We start from the raw sequence: 17,617 nt of genomic DNA, 5'->3' as shown, positions 1-17,617 counted from the left end.
ATTAGGCCTTACATAGATGTAGAGAGGGTTAATGAAAAGGGACGAGGAAATATTTGTATGAGTTCTTTAAATATTGTGAGGAACAAAATAGAAGAGATAGAAACTATTGCATACCTAAGTTTCCAAAATCAAAAATCTAAAAATATTCTTTATCATGGATTAAATCAAAATGAGTTAGAGACTTTACTAAATAAATTACTAGATTAGTCCATCTACTGGTGATTATAGATTGTAATAGGCCTTGGAAGAGGAAGTTACAACCAAGTGCAAGATCAATCTAATATATTGATTAATCGTAAAACCACACTTTACAAAGGTAAAACAGGTCAAATTCAAGTTGTTAGTGAAACAGAGACGCTAATTTTCTGAATTTGGAAAGGATGGATTGAATATAAGAATTAAATAATGCCACAGTTGACGCTCACCATTTCTCAAAATATTAATGCTAATCTTATTAATTTCAAAAGTCTTTTCGAGCAGATTCATAAAGCTCTGCTAGTTGTACCTAATATGGATGTAAACACTGCTCATAGTGGTGTTATTCAAGAAAGTTTTTCTTACATTGGGTTTGACAATCCTAAGGCAACAAAAGTTTATCTCCAGCTTTACTGGATGGAAAATGAAGAAAGAACAGCAATGAAACCAGTTCTAGGAAAGACTTTGCTTGATATTCTTGACAATAATGTTGTTCCAGAAGTAGTAGGGCAGGGGTTAATATGTATTCCTAGAGTCAGGATCGCAAATCTTGGGAATTTGAATCAATGCTATTTCATTGGTTGATAATAAATTTCGCCTTGTAACTTTCACTATTAAGTATGATAACTGTGAATAGTAGACTTAAAGCAGGTAGTGACTTCGAAATAGAACAAATGCATGAAAATAGATTTTTTAGCCTCAAAAGCGATAACGTTCGCAAAACCCGCATTTTTTAACTCTATCATGAAAAAATCACTAATAGATAATATGATAATTAATTATTTGTAGTGAGTTGTTGGTGAAAATATGGTGAAGAGAAGGTAAAAAATATGATTAGATAATGAATTCCTTACACCATATAATTCACCTTGTATTCACCGTCATTTATTGCTTATAAACCTTTAGATTTTACTAAAAAAATTTAATAATCATAAAGATATGTTGCATTATTTATTGTGCGAAAGGTGTGCTCGATTTCTTTTTCTTTTGTTAATTAACGATCTATTTATTAGTTTATTAAGATTATTTGTATGAGTTAGTTTTCTAGCGCATTCCAATTGCGCGATTGTGATTGAAGATAAATTAGGGATAGTTTATCTTGCATTATATAAAACAAAATGTTTTAATTCAAAAAACAAATCGTGTTTTTAATTTCCCATACATGAGTAAATTTATGTTAAATGTCAATGTATTGCCTCGACTTATTCGTCTAAAGGATGCTCCATTTTATCTAGGAATGGATCGCCATCGCTTTAATGAAGAAGTTAGACCGACTATAACAGAGATACCAATTGGGATACAAGGAATAGCTTTCGATAGACTTGATTTAGATGCTTGGGTAGACGACTATAAGCAGTGTAGTGGTCGTCCTGCGATAACCAAGCAAAGGAGTTTGGAACAATGGGACGAAAAAGAACACCAGGCCTGCAGAAACGCGGGAGTATCTGGTACATTGATAAAAAGATCTTTGGAAAAAGACTTTGTGAAAGCACTGGAACAGGCAGTCTCGATGAAGCGGAAAAATACTTAGCTAGACGACTTGAAGAGATACGCTTAGCATCCGTTTATGGGGTTAGGCCAAAACGTTCTTTTATAGAAGCGGCTACTAAGTTTCTGAATGAAAACCAGCATAAGAAAAGCCTGAGATCTGATGCGGGACGTTTACGAGTCTTAGTTAAGTATATTGGTAACATATCTATTGATGCGATTCATGCGGGTACACTGCAACCGTTCATTGATAGTAGAAGAAAAGATGGAATTAAAACACGAACAATAAATCATGGTTTAAAAGTTGTTCGACGTATTCTTAACTTGGCTTCTACTGAGTGGATTGATGATTTTGGTTTAACCTGGCTTGCGAGTGCTCCAAAGATAAAACTTTTGCCAGAGAATGACCTGCGAAAACCCTGTCCTTTAAATTGGGAAGAGCAGGAACGGCTTTTTCAAGAATTGCCCACACATCTTGAGAGAATGGCATTATTTGCTGTTAATTCAGGATGTAGGGAGCAAGAAGTTTGTCAGCTTTGTTGGGATTGGGAAGTAAAAATACCCTCCTTACCGAACATATTAGTATTTATAATACCTGGTGTGTTGGTAAAAAATGGTGAGGAAAGATTGATTGTATGTAACGATGTTGCACGGGCAGTGATTGAAAGCCAACGAAATGTGCATAATCAATATGTATTTACATATCAGGGTAAGCCAGTAAGTAGAATGAATGCAACTGCTTGGAGAAAAGCAAGAGTAAGAGTTAATTTAGAGCATGTTCGTGTACACGATTTGAAACATACTTTTGGTCGTAGATTGCGGGCAGAGGGTGTAAGTTTTGAAGATAGACAGGATTTACTTGGCCATCGTTCAGGACGAATCACCACACACTATTCTTCAGCAGAGTTGCAGAATTTATATGAAGCAGCAAATAAAGTTTGCTCAAAGAAACAAAGTGGGGTCGTACTCACTTTAGTTCGTAAGGCAAATCGGAATAACATAGATAGAAGCATTCATAAAGAGAAGGTGATAGTTCTTTAAAATTTTAAAACTTCTACTAGGTCACGCAATAGTCACGCAAGTGATTTTTGCATATTAGGTAAGTCGATTATAACTTATTGATTATACTCGGGTCTCATGGTGGCCAGAGGCAGAATCGAACTGCCGACACGAGGATTTTCAGTCCTCTGCTCTACCGACTGAGCTATCTGGCCCCGAGGGTTGCTATTAGACTCCGAGAAGCGTTTTGAGTCAAGTGTTGAATGCATTTTTTTTTAAAAAAAATCATTTTTTTTTGGGATTAGGTTTTACATTTAAGTACTAAGGAATACTTTATTTTACACTTTATGTTTTTTGTTCGATTTATGGTTAATAGTTGTCCTTATTTAAGTTCTAAATGAATGCTTTATGGATTATTCTCGATCAAGTTGGGAGGGATCTTCTTATTTGTGTTGTATTTGCTCAGTGTTTTGGAGTAAAGGGAGGTTTTTGAAAATTATTTTTGCCTTTGGACTTTTTAAGAGCACTATCATTTATTCTGACGCTTTTTCTTGGAAACTTATATGCTTGCTAATCGATAAAGTACAAATCCATTTAGTTCTGGATCCCGCGGACAAGCCGCAGGACGTAGGAAATTTAATAAGAATAGAATTAACAATTAGCAAAAACCAAAAAACAAATAACAGGGTAGCTGGTGGGATAATTCAGCCCGACCTTATAACGGGATTTTAATATTTATTCGTTTTGAATTATTCAGGGGTGTAACCTGCTGGTTTTTCAGAGCCGTCACCAAAAAAATATTTTTGCATTTCTTCTTTTAAAAACTCACGGGCTTTAGCTTCCATTAAATTGAGACGATATTCATTGATGATCATGGTTTGATGGGATAACCACATATTCCAAGCTTGTTTTGATACTTCGTTATAAATCCGTTCTCCTAATGCACCAGGGAAGGGGGGTTTTAATAAACCTTCGGATTCTTGTTTTAACTTACAGCAATGTACTATTCTGGTCATGTTTTGCCTCTTATTTCCAACATATAAACGTTGCATAGTTTACGTATTATTCGGCATTTGTGTAGTTAAAAATATATATTTTTAGTCGGACCGGTGTTTTGCCTGCGCCAGTAAAATATGTTGGGATAAAATTTGCTCCTGTTCATTCGTTAATCCATTAAAGCATACTGCTGTACGATAATTATGTTCGTTTTGGTACTGACTATAGACTACAGTTCCTTCAACGATTATGGGTATCATTTTGGGTTTTGTATAGATGACTAATTTTAAAAGAGTTTTCTCTTTAATGAGATCTGGAGTTTTAAATGCCATTCCACCTAAACTGATATTGACTTTGCGCAGTTGAATGGTATTTGTCATTAACATTTGTCGTGATAAATAATCTATTTTGGCGTTGAGTAGGTTCAGGTAATGGGCTACTGTTGGTTCTTTGAGGGCAATGACTTGGGTCAACTCTGCCAACTCATAATCAATTTCTTGAAAATAATGTGCTGCCTCAAGATATCGCTGTCCATTTTTTCCTAAAAGTTGATCTACAACTGCGCGATCAGGACACAGTTCCCCTGGTTCCATAATTCGGTAGTTAAAATAAATATGATCTTCTACCCGAAAATGTTGACGTCTTTCATGTATAGGCATAGTAGCTCCATTAACTGCATTTTAGTAAACAAGTCTCCTTGACTTCAATTACACGACATACTTAGTTGTTCTTCTTGTCTCATATCCAATGCTGATGAGTTTGATGATGATTGTGTTATCCACTCATCTTCTTTCTTCTCTTCCTTTGTTTCATTGATTTCATTGGATTCAGTTTGATTCGATTCATTTTGAAACAAATTTGTTGTTAAAACGTGCATCCAAGGCATTGACAATGCTTCCAATTTCAATATCACTTTTTTCGCAGAGTCAGAGAGCATTCGACTTTCATGCTGTGCTTCAGTGTAATTGGTTGCAGTTTCCACTCTAAGGATGCATTCGTCCAGAAAGTCAGTAAATTCCTGATTTGTTATTTTATCTTGCCTTACTGCTTCTAATACTACAGCATTAAATTCAGATACTCTATCCAGCTTCAATGCAGCGATAAATGCTGCACTTAGATTTTTTGGGATTTTTGAAGCAATCATTAGCTTTTGTAGTTGTTGTTGCGCGTCAAAAGAGAATTTTTTAAGGACATGCATGCCAAAACCTTTATCATAAGCCCTATCAATATGTTCTTTGAGGTGTTTCTCGGTCTCCGTGATGCATTTCAACTGTTCATCAATAGGAATTGAAGAATTCATTTTTTCACGATACGTTGTAATCGTGTTCATAATGTAAGTTCTATTTCCGGCTTTATATGCTTCCTTGATGAGATCCAAATCCGCTGGATCCAAATAGTTTGTAGAAAGATCCAGTACCAGTCTATGTTCGGGATGAAGCAAATCCTCTCTTAAAGCTGCTAGATGAACTTTAGTTAGAGTTATTGTTTTAGAAGAGGTAATCGTAATAGATTCACCCCCACCACGTCGCTTAATAAAATCCAACAGAAGTGAAGAAACCTTATCACTAAAAGTTAATTGGATTAAGTTATCACCTAGGTCTTCTATTTTCTTAATTTTATTAAGTTGTCTGTAAGTCCATGGATATTTAAATGGACGACCATCATCACTGAATAATATAGGATTATGCAGTAACTTTTCAAAAATTAAGACTTGTCTAATCTCTAAAATACCTACATTACCGCTTGTTTGCGGCAGCATTTCATCGATGTACTTAAGACGCTCCATAATTCGAGTTCGGAGTATCTCTGCGTCTTTTTCAAGCACGATCAAGTCGCTCAGATTAGTTGTTAATTGGCTTTGTTTTTCGAGGCTTAATTGCTTTTTAAATTGGCGTTTAATCCGGTTTTGTTGTTTTTGATGTTGCCATGCGACATGAGTGAGATATTGACTCAGTTTTTCGCCTATGGAGCGTAATTGCATGATGCTTTGAAATTTGGAACTCATTGAGGAATCTTCAATGATAGTACGATTGCGTCCTAAACCATGGCGAGTATGTTTTTTAAAAAATTCTACGGGTATCAAACACAAGCGTGAATCAAGAATAAATTTGTGTGTATCCATAAGGGATTGATCAAAAATAAAAAGTGATTTTGCTGTTTTTAAAGCCTTGTTTTGACAGTTGCCACCAATTGTATCGGTATCACTACATAGATAAAGCAAACCAAGAGCGTTCCCAAAATCATTAATAAAACAATCCGATTGAATTCCTTCACCTAGGGGTTTAATCGTTGAATAATGTGTATAAGTTTTTCCTGCTAACCATGCATAGAATGATTTTCCTAAAGAAAACTCGCTAAGTAAACGAATCTCTGAAAAAGGGATAAATAAGGCAGGGTGTCCATTATGGAAAATTGTAGTTGTGGCCGTCGTATCTAATTCAAGTAATCGGGAAATATTTAGTGCCATAGCCTCATGTTGAACTTCTTTAATATCACCGTGTTTGGGTAATTTTATAATGGCTTCGGTGCTGAGCTTATAGAGTTCTCTTTCAGTGTGATAATCCTCAATACTGAAACCGTCCTCTTTCGCACAAAGACGACGCAACTGTTCTTTTACAGTCCCAAGACTAATTAATGAGATTTTTTCGGTTACACCGCCTACGTTTTCTTGGAGGGTGCAATAGTAAAGTTCTGTTCCATTATCTTGCGGAATATTAATTCGCTTTAATTCGTTTATTTTATTGAGATCCAAAAGTATATTTAATTTTTTTTCTAACTTTTCTCTTTGTGATTTATCATTAGATAATCGCTCTATTTCTTCCTCATACCGTTGGATTAATGATGTTATATGTATTGAGTTTGATGCGTCAAAGGGTTTAGCGTCTGGAAAGGTCTGGGTCAAGGTATAAAGATTTGCTCTACAGCTAACTATTAAATGTTCTAACTCAGTATCTACATTTTGAGGAATATACGTTGGGCGTTCGTAGTAGTCATCTTTGGGTAATTGAAGAATTTCATGGGCATTCCGGGTATAACGTATGCCTTCTTCAGCTTTTTTGAGGTCCACGCTTTTTAATAGAGGAGGGGATCCCCCTTTTTCAAAAGTAGTAGAATATTTAATGATGCCACAAAACTCACGCCACTGATCTGGGTCTGTTTCCAGGGTTTGCAGGTTGAATAAACCATTATGATGAAGATCGATATGATCTAATAATTTTTCAAAATCGGTATACAGCGTCCGATCCATATTTTGCATTTTTACTGCAACAGGATTTTCACTTTTTTCTTTTAAAAAACGTTTAATAATCCTGTTTTTTTGCTCCAACTCCATTGGTTACATCCTTATAAAACCAATTTGACCTATTTATAATATAGACAATTTTTTTATTTTTGGTCAAAAAATACTTTAGGGATTTACGTATAATAATCAATACAAATAAAGATGAAAACTATATTAAATTACAATAAGTTAGTGGAAGGGTCTTTTTATTGGGTTTTAAATCTTAAAATAAGTTTTGGAGAGTAAGCGCTCTTCCTTGAGCCCCTTGTTATTATTTAATTACGTGCATTAACACTTACGTGTTCTTGGCTGTTTGTTTTAAAAATGTCCTCAACTCTTGGATGGCGTGAGCCTATCTCGCCCCGAAAAAGCGTGGAGGGGACTCGGTGGGCAGATTTTCTTTGTGGGTCGTCTACGTCCTTATAGGCCTTTGCAAGTGCCTGGAAAAATCTATAATTTTCTGCAAGAGTAACTGAATCCTTCCTGGTATGCTGCGTTTTTTCTTCAGTTGGAGACGCAACCTTTTGGGGTTCAGTGGGAGGTACAGCAGTAGAGCTTTGTATGGAAGTAGAGTCTTCTTCTGAGTTTTTAGTATCCTTTTTCGTAGCAACATCCTTTATAATTCTAGTTTCAGAGGGTAAAAGATCCTCATCTGATTCCTCTGCCTCTTCCTTTTCTTTTTTAAGCACATGGGATTGGGAAACTTTGGTTGCTTCGGTTTCATCTACAGCTTCCTCTTCCTCGCGAATTGATTCCTTGTTATTTAATTCTCGTATCTCATCCAAATGGACTTTAAAGTATTCTTTAAAGTTTTTTGCTTCTGTGAGTCCCAAACTATCGAGTTCTTCTGCGGGTAAGAACTCAAATTGAATAAAATGAGTTTGAAAGTTTTGATCATTAAAATCGAGTGAAATTTCGATCTTGTCTGCTGTGGTTACTCTTGCAACCCTGAAAAAGCCAAAGGAGAGAGTATGGATCATTTGTCGCCACCAACTTGCAGAGTTCCAATCCTGGGTAAAAAGGGCGGTTTCAATTTCTTGAGAAATTTCAGAGAAATATTTTTTCGAATAATTTTGATAACATTTGGTTGCTAACTTTTCCGCAATATAGTTTAAACGCGGCTCGCTAGGATAACGGTCTGAAATGGCAGAAAAAACTACGTTTGCTCGTTCTAAATAGTTTATACCTTCAAACTCATGGGAATATAGAAGTTTTTTAACCTCATGTAACTCTTGCTCAATACCTAAACTTTTCGCAGACAGTTCCTGTTCAAGTTGTTGGTAGAAAAAGTCGGTCTCATGATTAATATAGGGAAGTAGTCTTTGGAACTGTTCGATAGTAAGCCTTTTCCCTTCTTCAAAACGCGTTAGTTCGTCAACAAGGATGGTCAAGTTAGTTATGGCACGATAGGGTTTATGAAAATGAGCAAGGACATTACTTTTTTCCTCACGGGATTTCTCTGGTAATCTACCAAGTTGGGTCACGATCAGAAATTCTTTGAGGGCTTTACCTATCTGATAGGACATTAATTGTTTTACGTCAATTCGTGTCGTCCGCGCTGTAGGTGTGTAATTTTCACATTCATCATCGAGACAGGCAAGATATTGCGGGGGAGCATATCGCGGAGTGCTGCGCAGGTCATTGGCAAGTGGTTTTGGAGAGCGAACAAAAGTTTTGCGATCGCTCACCAGCAGTTTGTTCTTGTGGACCAAAAAATTAGTTAATTTGATATCTGGATGATAAGCACCGGCTTGTTGAAGTTTAAGGCAAAAGTCATTAATCTGACTGAAATAATATTTAGTTATTGCCGCAATGGTTTGTTGTGACTGTCCCTTTAATTTTTTCGCGACGTCAACCAAACTTCCCTGTTCAGCAAATTGACTTATTACAACAGGTTTGTATTCAATTTCTTTATTATCTTCTGTTTTGAATTGCATCATAAACAGAGCAGCATCATTGATGAAATACTTTGCTACAGGAAAAGAATGGAGATCTTGTTCGAAACCCAAATCGTTTCTATCTTCTACTCGAATCACAAGATCTTTCCAACGTTTCATTTTGAATTTGAAATTGTAATTATTGACATGTTTCTCGCCTAGAGGTTCTGTTTTATACTCAGAGCTTTGCAGATCGCTTTCGCCTTTGATTGCACTAATTTTTCTTTTGGCAAGGCGTAAAATTTGCTTATGCTCATCCAGGCTTTTTTTCAGAATGGTATCCCTTTCAGCCAATTGATTAAGACGATAACTTATGGCCAAAAATTGCGATTTTACTTGAGAAAACGGTTCACCACTTTTTAATAATGTGTCACGTTTTTGCATCAGCTCATAGAGATCTTCTCGGGGTTCCATCATCTTTATTTCAGATGCATCTATTTGCTGTGCTACTGCTTTTGCAAATTGAAATCCTTTAAAAAAAAACGAGCCGTCAGGATTTATTCCAAAAGCTTTCAGATGAGCTTGCCAACTATCTTTATCGGTTGCTGCGAGCCACTTGTACTCACCCTCAAATATAGGGGTTGAATTGATGGAATAATTGATCTTCTGTAATTGAAATAAACGTTGAACTACATCTTCGGCTGGTATTTTATTAAATTCTTGTATTAATCTTCTTAGCCTTCGGTGTTTCGCGCTAATTGGTTCTACTCTTAATCCCATGGGGGTACTCCAACGTCAAAAAATCAGAAAAGATAGAGTTAATATTTTTTACTATGAGAAATTCATTTCTTTTTTGAGAAGTTCAGAAATAAATTACTGAAACTTTAAATATCAATCCCACCAGTAATTTGAAAAATTGCGTAAAATTACAACATAGTCCTCTTTGTCTTTCAAGAAATATGAGTAGGGCAGGCAATAATTGCATCAATTCGACTTTTCAAAATTTATAACAAAAGTTGTTCCGTATTTTAGCTTATCAAAAGCCTTTGAGAGGATGTAATTCCTAAGAAAACTACTATCTTAAATAGTCTGTTTTATGATTTAATATTGACTATTTCCAGTATAAGAAAGGGTTATCATGACTTTTGTAGTAACAGAAAGTTGTATCAAGTGCAAATACACTGATTGTGTTGAAGTATGTCCTGTGGATTGTTTTTACGAGGGACCGAACTTTTTGGTGATTCATCCTGATGAATGCATTGATTGTGCGTTGTGCGAACCTGAATGTCCAGTCAATGCAATTGTTTCTGAAGATGATTTAACTTCCGAACAACAGCAATTTAAAGAATTAAATGCGGAACTGGCTAAAACATGGCCTAATATTACTGCTAAAAAAGATGGACCGCCTGACGCCAAGGATTGGGAAGAGGTTAAGGATAAACTTCAGTACTTACAAAAAGAGTGGTAGAAATCAATTCGCTTGCTGAATCTTGTCAGCAATATCTCAGTGAAAAAGGAAGACTTTCCACTGCCATTCCTGGATTTGTGGCGCGAAAGCCACAGTCCGATTTGGCTGTAGCAATTGCTACAGCAATTGAAGATAAGTCAATTTTAATTGCTGAAGCAGGGACTGGAACTGGTAAGACTTTTGCCTACCTACTTCCTTGTTTGTTAAGTGGAAAAAAAGCGCTAATTTCTACAGCAACCAAAACACTACAAGATCAACTCTATCAAAAAGATTTACCCACTTTAGTAAGAGCTTTGGGCCTATCTGCGCGCATCCAAAATCTCAAAGGGCGATCGAATTATATATGTCAATATCGTGTGGAGTTGCACTCTGAAGAAGGGCAATTTCAAAGCCCACAATGTGCCCACGAAATCGCACATGTTCGCAGTAAATTATCGCAAATGAAAAACGGTGATCGATCTGAATTACCTGAGTTAAGTGAAGACTCTCCGGTTTGGCCTTTTGTGACTTCAACTGTAGATAATTGTTTGGGTATTGAATGCGCAAATCATGATACCTGTTTTTTGCTCAAGGCTCGTAAACGTGCATTGGATGCGGATGTAGTCGTTATAAATCATCATCTCTTTTTTGCTGATTCACGCTTGAAAGAAGAGGGATTTGGAGAGTTATTGCCGGGTGTGGATGTAATTATTTTTGATGAGGCGCATCAGCTGGCTGAAATAGCCACGCATTTTAATGGCGAGCGAATTGGCACGCGTCAATTTCGTGATTTATTAGATGATCTTATTAAAGAATGGCCTGCTGTAGATCTTGCAAATCAACCTTTAAAAGCATTAAGTCATAAAGCAGATACGTTAATGGATGAGTTGTTGACTAGCTTGCCGGGAATAGATGATCGAATAAGCTGGGAAGAATTAAAAAATAACAAATCATTTATGAGTGTGTGGAATGAGTGGTTAGCATTAAAAGACAAGGTGTTGGAGTGCTTCAGTGATCTCTCACTTGCCGAATTCCCTGGTCTTGCGCGTTGTAAAGAACGTTTGCTGGAGTTAACTCGGGTCTTATTATTTTTTACTCAAGATAGTAATAATAAAATACGTTGGCTCGAGCGCTTTAAACATACGCTAGTTTTTCATGTTACTCCTTATGATGTGGCTGAACCATTTAGTGAGCTACTCAAGCGCCAAGACAGTACGTATGTATTTACGTCCGCAACTTTAACCATAGCAGATTCGTTTGATTGTTTTTGTAAGCCTTTAGGATTGTTTGAAGCCAAGACTCTATTATTGCCGAGTCCTTTTGATTATCGACAACAAGCCTTATTATACTTACCCAGAGGATTACCTGATCCTAAGGATTCAACTTATTATGAATTATTAGTATCTCGTGCTATTCCTCTAATTGAAGCTCTGGGCGGGCGTTGCTTTGTTCTGTTTACCAGTCATAAAGCGTTAAAACAAGTTGCTCAAATGATGGGCAATATTTTAAAATATCCCTTATTAATTCAGGGAACCGAAGCAAAACCCATTTTACTTGAGCGTTTTAGGCAATTGGGCAATGCCGTTTTATTGGGGACTGCTACTTTTTGGGAAGGCGTGGATGTTAAAGGTGAAGCTCTTTCATGTGTTATTATTGATAAATTACCCTTTTCTAGCCCAGCGGATCCGGTAGTTCGTGGGAGAATGGCTTATTTAAAGGAAAAAGGCCTGTCGGGTTTTGACGAGTTATCTTTACCTGGAGCAGTAATTGCTTTAAAGCAAGGTGTAGGACGTTTAATTCGTGATAATACAGATAAAGGTGTTCTAATGATTGCGGACCCTCGCTTGACCAGTAGAGATTACGGTGGTCGTATTTTGGCCAGCTTACCTCAATTACCGAAAACTCGCGATGAACAAAAGGTACTTAACTTTATTAAAGAATTAGAGCTGGATTATGAAACTGTTAGCGATTGATACATCTACAGAGACTGCTAGCGTGGCTTTGTTTACTGGGGAAGAGTTATTTTGTGAAGAACAAAATAATCAAAAAACACATGCACAATTTATTGTACCGATGATCGATAAGTTGATGGTGAACGCTGGTTTACAAATGAATCAGCTAGACGGCATAGTATTTGGTCGAGGCCCTGGTAGTTTTACCGGTTTACGCATCGCATGCAGTATTGCAAAAGGTTTGGCTTATGCGAATGACTTGCAATTGATTCCTGTGAGTAGCCTTGCCGCAATTGCTTGGTCAGTTCGCCAGCAAAAACAAACAAACCATATATCGGTATTGACGGTGTTAGATGCACGTATGCATGAGGTGTATTGGGCTTATTTTGCTGAGAATCAGTGGGAAGCAGGGGAGCACGTTAATCCAGTTAAAGAGCTTCACCTCCCTGAGAATCACTCAGTAATTCTTGCAGGAGTGGGAATAGATCTATATTGGAATGATTTTACTTCAGAAATTAAGTCCCACATCAGTGATAAAATAACCATCAACCCTTCTGCAGCAGCCATGATTCAGTTTGCTCAGAGTTCTGGGCAAAAACCGCTTTCAGCTGCTGAAGCGCAACCTGTATATGTACGGAATAAAGTGACTTAAGCTCATAGGAGAAATTTTGTGGATAAAAAATTATTGGAAATATTAGTGTGTCCTTTATGTAAGGGAAAGTTATTGCTAAAGAAGCAAGAACTTATTTGTAAATTTGATCGACTGGCTTTTCCTATTCACGATGATATTCCAGTTATGTTAGAGCATGAGGCTCGAGTTATACCCTTAGAAGAAAAGGATGAGCTATAACAAAGGAATAAAGTCGCATGGGTGGAGCGTAGCGGAACCGGAGTGGGTTTTTATCCTATCTCAAACCCGATTCCGCTTTAACCACGCCCGTCTTATGATTAGTGAGATATCTTTTACGCCAGTACAGTATAAATGCGGGGATCATCATCATGAGGATTCCTAAAGAAAAAACCAGGCGAAAGTGAGCGGCACTACCAAAGTTCATAAATTCTATTGGCGGGATGAAACCTACGATTAGGGTCATACTACATCCACATAAGCCTAAAATACATGTCAAATAATAACCTAATTTTTTCCCTGGGATCGCAAAAGGTCTTTCAAGGTGGGCGTACTTGCTTTTTAATTTCCAAGCTGCAATAAACATGAGAACATACATCATGATGTAGAGTTCGGTACTTAGAGCAGTAAATAACCAATAGATGGCATTGACACTAGGAAATAGGAGAAAACCACTGCATAAAAGGGTTACTAAAATAGCCTGCATGATTAATATTCGCGAAGGCATGCCTCGTTTATTTAATTGACACATAAACTTGGGAAGAAAATTATGATTGGCTGCCATCAGTAGACCTTTAGCAGGTGATATGATCCAATTAATCATACTGCCTAAACTTCCTAAGAGGAGTAATGCGATAAGAATTGGCAACAGCCATTCTAGATTATAAGCTTGAAAAAAGTTATTAAAGGCTTGGAGTACCCCATCAATTAGACTAATTTTTTCTTTTGGGAGTACGAAAGCGATAGCTAAAGAACCAAAAATCATTGTGGTTAAAATGAGCAGCACAGAGAAAAACATTGCCCGCGGAAAATTAGTTTGTGGCTTATGTACGTTACGAACATGGACTGCAGCGAGTTCCATACCCAAGAACGAAGTCATAATTGCGGTGAGCGATACCCAGGATTGACTGTCTTTCCAGTGCGGTATTAAATGAGAAAAACTCATATCTATTGCGATAGGATTTCCTTTAAGGACCCAAATCAGTGCTAAAACAATAATAAAGCCCATAGGAAGTATCATTCCCAATATGGCACAAAGACCAGCAAAGTGTGCTGAGGCGCGTAAGCCAGATAAAGCGATTAGGGTTAATGACCAAAATATTACTAAGATCACTGTGATGAGATAGTATTTATTTTGGGCTAATTCAGGATTGATTAAATAAGCTAACACCCCTGCGATAAAGGATAAAATAGTTGGGTACCAGACTAATGTATTGATCCATTGCAACCAAATAGTAAAAAAAGCTAAGTTTTCGCCATACGCATGTTTTACCCAACTATAAATTCCACCTTCTTCATCAGACCATGTAGAGGATAATTCAGCAGCTACTAACGCAACAGGAATTAAAAAAACAATTGCTGAAAAGATAAAGAAAAAAATTAATGAAGAGCCAAATAGGGCAGTACCCGGCAGATTTCTAATGCTGTCAATTGCACCCGTAATGAGTAAGATTAGAGCAAATACAGATATTTTTTCAGAAGACCAATTGTTCATTAATTAAAACGACTTATTAAAATGCAAGGCATTATATAGGAAGTTGGTGAAGGACGTTACTGTTTATTTTATCATAAAGAGTTAACCTTTGTTACTTTTATGTAAAGTAAGCGACTCCTGAAGATATTATATCTTCACAGAACAAGTGGAATCTTTTTTATCATATTCCTATAGACAGGTTTTTGACGGTTAAAATTTAAGTTGTATCAATAGCTAAAAACCTGTCGATAATCTTTAAAATTATAGAGTTATGGAGTGATCCAAACTGGACACTTTCTCATTAGACTCATCCACCTTTATTTGTTTGGGACATGCAAAGAATTTCCCTTTCTCTTTGGATGGAGATAAACACTCTCTTTTAATGGTTTTTAAAAGATTATCGAATTCGAGAAAAATTTTTATTTTTAATTGATAATCGGATTCTCTGTGATCGCTGTTCTCTTTATAAAATTCCACGGCTTTACCGCTTAGCCTCGTTATTTTTTGTTGTAAATCATTTTTTGATTTGCAATGATCGCGTAATTTCATAGCTTGTTCGGTAAATTCGAAAAATTGTGCTTTGTATGCTTCTATTTTCATTTTCAATCCTTTTAGATTATAAAATAGGTTTCCTAACCTCATGAATAAAAAGCAAAAAATATGCCGTTTTCATTTTGACGTTAAAGAGTACTTAAAACAATTACGGATTTTTATTTTCTTTATTTAAACCACCTTTACATACTGGGGAAATCAAAACAATGTTTCCTCTGCGTTCCCATTCATCTGGAGTAAATAAATGCATACTTAAGGCATGTAATCCATGATCAAATTCTTCTTTGAGCAATTGATTTAACATTCTATGTCGTGCAACTCGCGATAAATTAATAAATCGAGAAGAAACAACAGTCAGCTTAAAATGAGTTTGCGCCCCTTCAGGAACATGATGATTCGCTGATTCATCTTCGACATCTAAATAAACAGGAACGAATTCTTGATTTACTAATTCTACAATCCGATTCTTACGTGACATATACAACTCTTAGTTAATTTATAATAAAAAAGCCGCCATCAAGCGGCTTTTTAAACAAGATACGATTAAATTCTGCAGTTTGCAGGAACGTATCGGTTATTGGCGGCATTATTCACCGCACAAGCCCAGGTAATTGGTGCAGTGGGTGGTGTACCGGCAACCAGAGGGTTCCCATTCGCTGTGGGAGTTAAAGTTAAGACAACGTTATTAGCTAGAGCTGTATAAGTGACAGTGATTACACCAGTAGCTGGTGTAACAGCAACACTTGCAACACTCGCTGTAGCTGGGGGTGCACTCCAACCTAAGTCCAAGGTAGCAGAACCAGTTGAAGCATTTTCAGAGATCGTAGTCTTTGCGGAGGAGGCGAGACTTAATCCTTCTGTCACACGAGCTCTAACGACGTAATCCTGATATGCAGGGATAGCAATTGCTGCAAGAATACCAACTATTGCTACCACTATCATTAATTCAATTAAAGTAAAGCCTTTTTCTTTCATTATCTGCTCCTAATGATTGGTACAACGATAAAAATGCAAATAAAATGCCATTTATCAATAATTTACAACTCATTTAGGCCAAATACAACCTGCCCTGGCTAAAAAAGGAAGTCCTCTTTACTCGCCTTTATTTTAATTGTAGCAGATGTGATGGTTGGTTGCTTAATTTAAGAATGAGACTTTTTAATAAATTATTAGATAGGGCACGGGATTGTAAAGCGGATCAATTCAAACATAAGACAACCTGGACTTAGCTGCCGCTACACCCAGGCTTTCTTTTAATTTATTTAAGTACTTTGGGGACTAATTGATTTTTCAAACGAACATAATCAGGTAACCCATTAATGTAGTCCGGGTATGCTTCTCCTTGAATTAAGGGAGACAAGTATTTTCTACACGCATCAGTAATACTCATACCATCAGTTCCGATATATTCTGCTGGCATCGCTTTTTCTTGGTTTGCGACCTTAGCCAATGGTACTTGTCCAATAGACCATTTGTAGGGCTCATCTTGCTCACGGATAATGATGGGCATGATGGCATTATCACCTTTTATTGCATATTCTACTGCAGCTTTGCCAAGCGCATAGGCTTGTTCTAGATCCACTTTTGAAGCGATATGACGAGCAGCACGTTGTAAATAATCTGCAACGGCCCAGTGGTATTTATAATTGAGTTCAGTTTTGATGAGCTGAGCAATGACTGGTGCTACACCACCTAATTGAGCATGTCCGAATGCATCACGAAGTCCTGCATCACTTAAGAATTTACCTTCTGTGTTACGAATTCCTTCTGACACGACAATGACACAATAACCATATGTTTTGACACATTCATCAACCTTACTCAGGAATTTTGCCTGTTGGAAAGGGACTTCAGGCAATAAAATAATGTGGGGAGGCTCATCAGGTTGTTGGCTGGCCAATCCGCTTGCTGCGGCAATCCATCCTGCATGACGTCCCATCACTTCAAGAATAAAAACTTTGGTCGATGAGGCAGCCATAGAAGCCACATCAAAACCTGCCTCTTTGGTTGAAATAGCTACATATTTGGCGACCGAACCGAACCCTGGGCAAGCATCGGTATAAGGAAGATCATTATCAACGGTTTTGGGTATTCCAATGCACGTAATTGGGTATCCCATTTTTGTCCCTAATTGCGATATCTTATGGGCTGTATCCTGTGAATCCCCACCACCATTATAGAAAAAATAACCTATATTATGAGCTTTAAATACTTCAATCAGACGCTCATATTCTGCACCTTCATCTTTAAGTTTGTAACGACAGGAACCGAATGCTCCAGAAGGTGTTTGCAATAATTTGGCAATATCGGCATCACTCTCAAGGGATGTATCAATAAGTTCTTCGTGTAAGGCACCGATAATTCCATTTTTAGCGGCGTATACTTTGCCTATGTGTTGAGGATATAACCGAGCAGTTTGCAGCACACCACATGCAGAGGCATTAATCACAGCTGTTACACCACCAGATTGAGCATATATCGCATTTTTTATAGTCATTCTTTCTCCTGGT

Annotated in this window: 15 protein-coding genes and 1 tRNA gene; 6 read left to right on the top strand and 10 right to left on the bottom strand. The window is 37.0% G+C overall.

The window, feature by feature from the left end; all coding sequences use genetic code 11:
• Window positions 1-405 precede the first annotated feature (405 nt).
• Together ACWTE2_RS19635 and ACWTE2_RS19630 are read left to right on the top strand one after the other, a co-directional pair.
• Entirely contained in the window at window positions 406-780 is a 375-nt protein-coding gene (locus tag ACWTE2_RS19635) for a hypothetical protein (RefSeq protein WP_454783986.1), read from the top strand.
• Between the two features lie 816 nt (window positions 781-1,596).
• Complete coding sequence (locus ACWTE2_RS19630) at window positions 1,597-2,724, top strand: tyrosine-type recombinase/integrase (RefSeq protein WP_454783985.1); 1,128 nt, start codon at window positions 1,597-1,599, stop codon at window positions 2,722-2,724.
• 97 nt (window positions 2,725-2,821) lie between these two features.
• Here ACWTE2_RS19630 and ACWTE2_RS19625 read toward each other — a convergent pair.
• The 5 genes from ACWTE2_RS19625 to legK7 all read right to left on the bottom strand — a co-directional run bounded on the left by ACWTE2_RS19625 (window position 2,822) and on the right by legK7 (window position 9,615).
• Window positions 2,822-2,897 (bottom strand) — tRNA-Phe (locus ACWTE2_RS19625).
• Window positions 2,898-3,431: 534 nt separating this feature from the next.
• Window positions 3,432-3,698 carry an oxidative damage protection protein gene (locus ACWTE2_RS19620; protein WP_182390970.1) on the bottom strand — a complete coding sequence of 89 codons (267 nt, stop codon included), beginning with the start codon at window positions 3,696-3,698 and terminating at the stop codon, window positions 3,432-3,434.
• Between the two features lie 81 nt (window positions 3,699-3,779).
• Window positions 3,780-4,337, bottom strand: coding sequence for a PilZ domain-containing protein (locus tag ACWTE2_RS19615; protein WP_182390969.1), 558 nt, complete (start codon window positions 4,335-4,337; stop codon window positions 3,780-3,782).
• Between the two features lie 44 nt (window positions 4,338-4,381).
• Window positions 4,382-7,009 (bottom strand): hypothetical protein, encoded by a 2,628-nt coding sequence (locus ACWTE2_RS19610; protein WP_454783984.1) that lies wholly within the window; start codon window positions 7,007-7,009, stop codon window positions 4,382-4,384.
• Window positions 7,010-7,233: 224 nt separating this feature from the next.
• The gene (gene legK7, locus ACWTE2_RS19605) at window positions 7,234-9,615 is read right to left on the bottom strand and encodes a LegK7 family Dot/Icm T4SS effector kinase (protein ID WP_454783983.1); all 2,382 of its coding nucleotides are present in this window, start codon (window positions 9,613-9,615) and stop codon (window positions 7,234-7,236) included.
• 358 nt (window positions 9,616-9,973) lie between these two features.
• On the opposite strand from legK7, the gene fdxA reads away from it, so the two are divergent.
• The 4 genes from fdxA to ACWTE2_RS19585 are packed head-to-tail and all read left to right on the top strand — an operon-like array spanning window position 9,974 to window position 13,084.
• On the top strand, window positions 9,974-10,303 hold the full coding sequence (gene fdxA / locus ACWTE2_RS19600; protein ID WP_182390966.1) for a ferredoxin FdxA: 330 nt from the start codon (window positions 9,974-9,976) through the stop codon (window positions 10,301-10,303).
• Entirely contained in the window at window positions 10,297-12,255 is a 1,959-nt protein-coding gene (gene yoaA / locus ACWTE2_RS19595) for a DNA repair helicase YoaA (protein WP_454783982.1), read from the top strand. The genes fdxA and yoaA overlap by 7 nt, the downstream gene beginning before the upstream one ends.
• Window positions 12,236-12,886, top strand: coding sequence for a tRNA (adenosine(37)-N6)-threonylcarbamoyltransferase complex dimerization subunit type 1 TsaB (tsaB, locus tag ACWTE2_RS19590; RefSeq protein WP_454783981.1), 651 nt, complete (start codon window positions 12,236-12,238; stop codon window positions 12,884-12,886). The genes yoaA and tsaB overlap by 20 nt, the downstream gene beginning before the upstream one ends.
• Window positions 12,887-12,904: 18 nt before the next feature.
• Window positions 12,905-13,084, top strand: coding sequence for a Trm112 family protein (locus ACWTE2_RS19585; RefSeq protein WP_182390963.1), 180 nt, complete (start codon window positions 12,905-12,907; stop codon window positions 13,082-13,084).
• A gap of 55 nt (window positions 13,085-13,139) precedes the next feature.
• On the opposite strand, the gene ACWTE2_RS19580 is transcribed toward ACWTE2_RS19585, so the two are convergent.
• From ACWTE2_RS19580 to ACWTE2_RS19560, 5 genes are all read right to left on the bottom strand, one after another.
• A complete protein-coding gene (locus ACWTE2_RS19580; RefSeq protein WP_454783980.1) occupies window positions 13,140-14,576 on the bottom strand; it encodes an APC family permease in 1,437 nt (478 codons plus the stop codon).
• A gap of 240 nt (window positions 14,577-14,816) precedes the next feature.
• A complete protein-coding gene (locus tag ACWTE2_RS19575; protein ID WP_454783979.1) occupies window positions 14,817-15,155 on the bottom strand; it encodes a hypothetical protein in 339 nt (112 codons plus the stop codon).
• Window positions 15,156-15,255: 100 nt separating this feature from the next.
• The gene (locus ACWTE2_RS19570) at window positions 15,256-15,585 is read right to left on the bottom strand and encodes a BolA family protein (protein ID WP_454783978.1); all 330 of its coding nucleotides are present in this window, start codon (window positions 15,583-15,585) and stop codon (window positions 15,256-15,258) included.
• Between the two features lie 65 nt (window positions 15,586-15,650).
• Window positions 15,651-16,082 (bottom strand): pilin, encoded by a 432-nt coding sequence (locus tag ACWTE2_RS19565; RefSeq protein ID WP_454783977.1) that lies wholly within the window; start codon window positions 16,080-16,082, stop codon window positions 15,651-15,653.
• A gap of 283 nt (window positions 16,083-16,365) precedes the next feature.
• Entirely contained in the window at window positions 16,366-17,604 is a 1,239-nt protein-coding gene (locus ACWTE2_RS19560; protein WP_182390959.1) for a 6-phosphofructokinase, read from the bottom strand.
• Between the last annotated feature and the right edge of the window lie 13 nt (window positions 17,605-17,617).

The sequence above is a fragment of the Legionella nigrisilvae genome, assembly GCF_977063395.2.
Note: the sequence above shows the minus strand (reverse complement) of the source record. Positions and strands in the feature narration are given on the sequence as shown.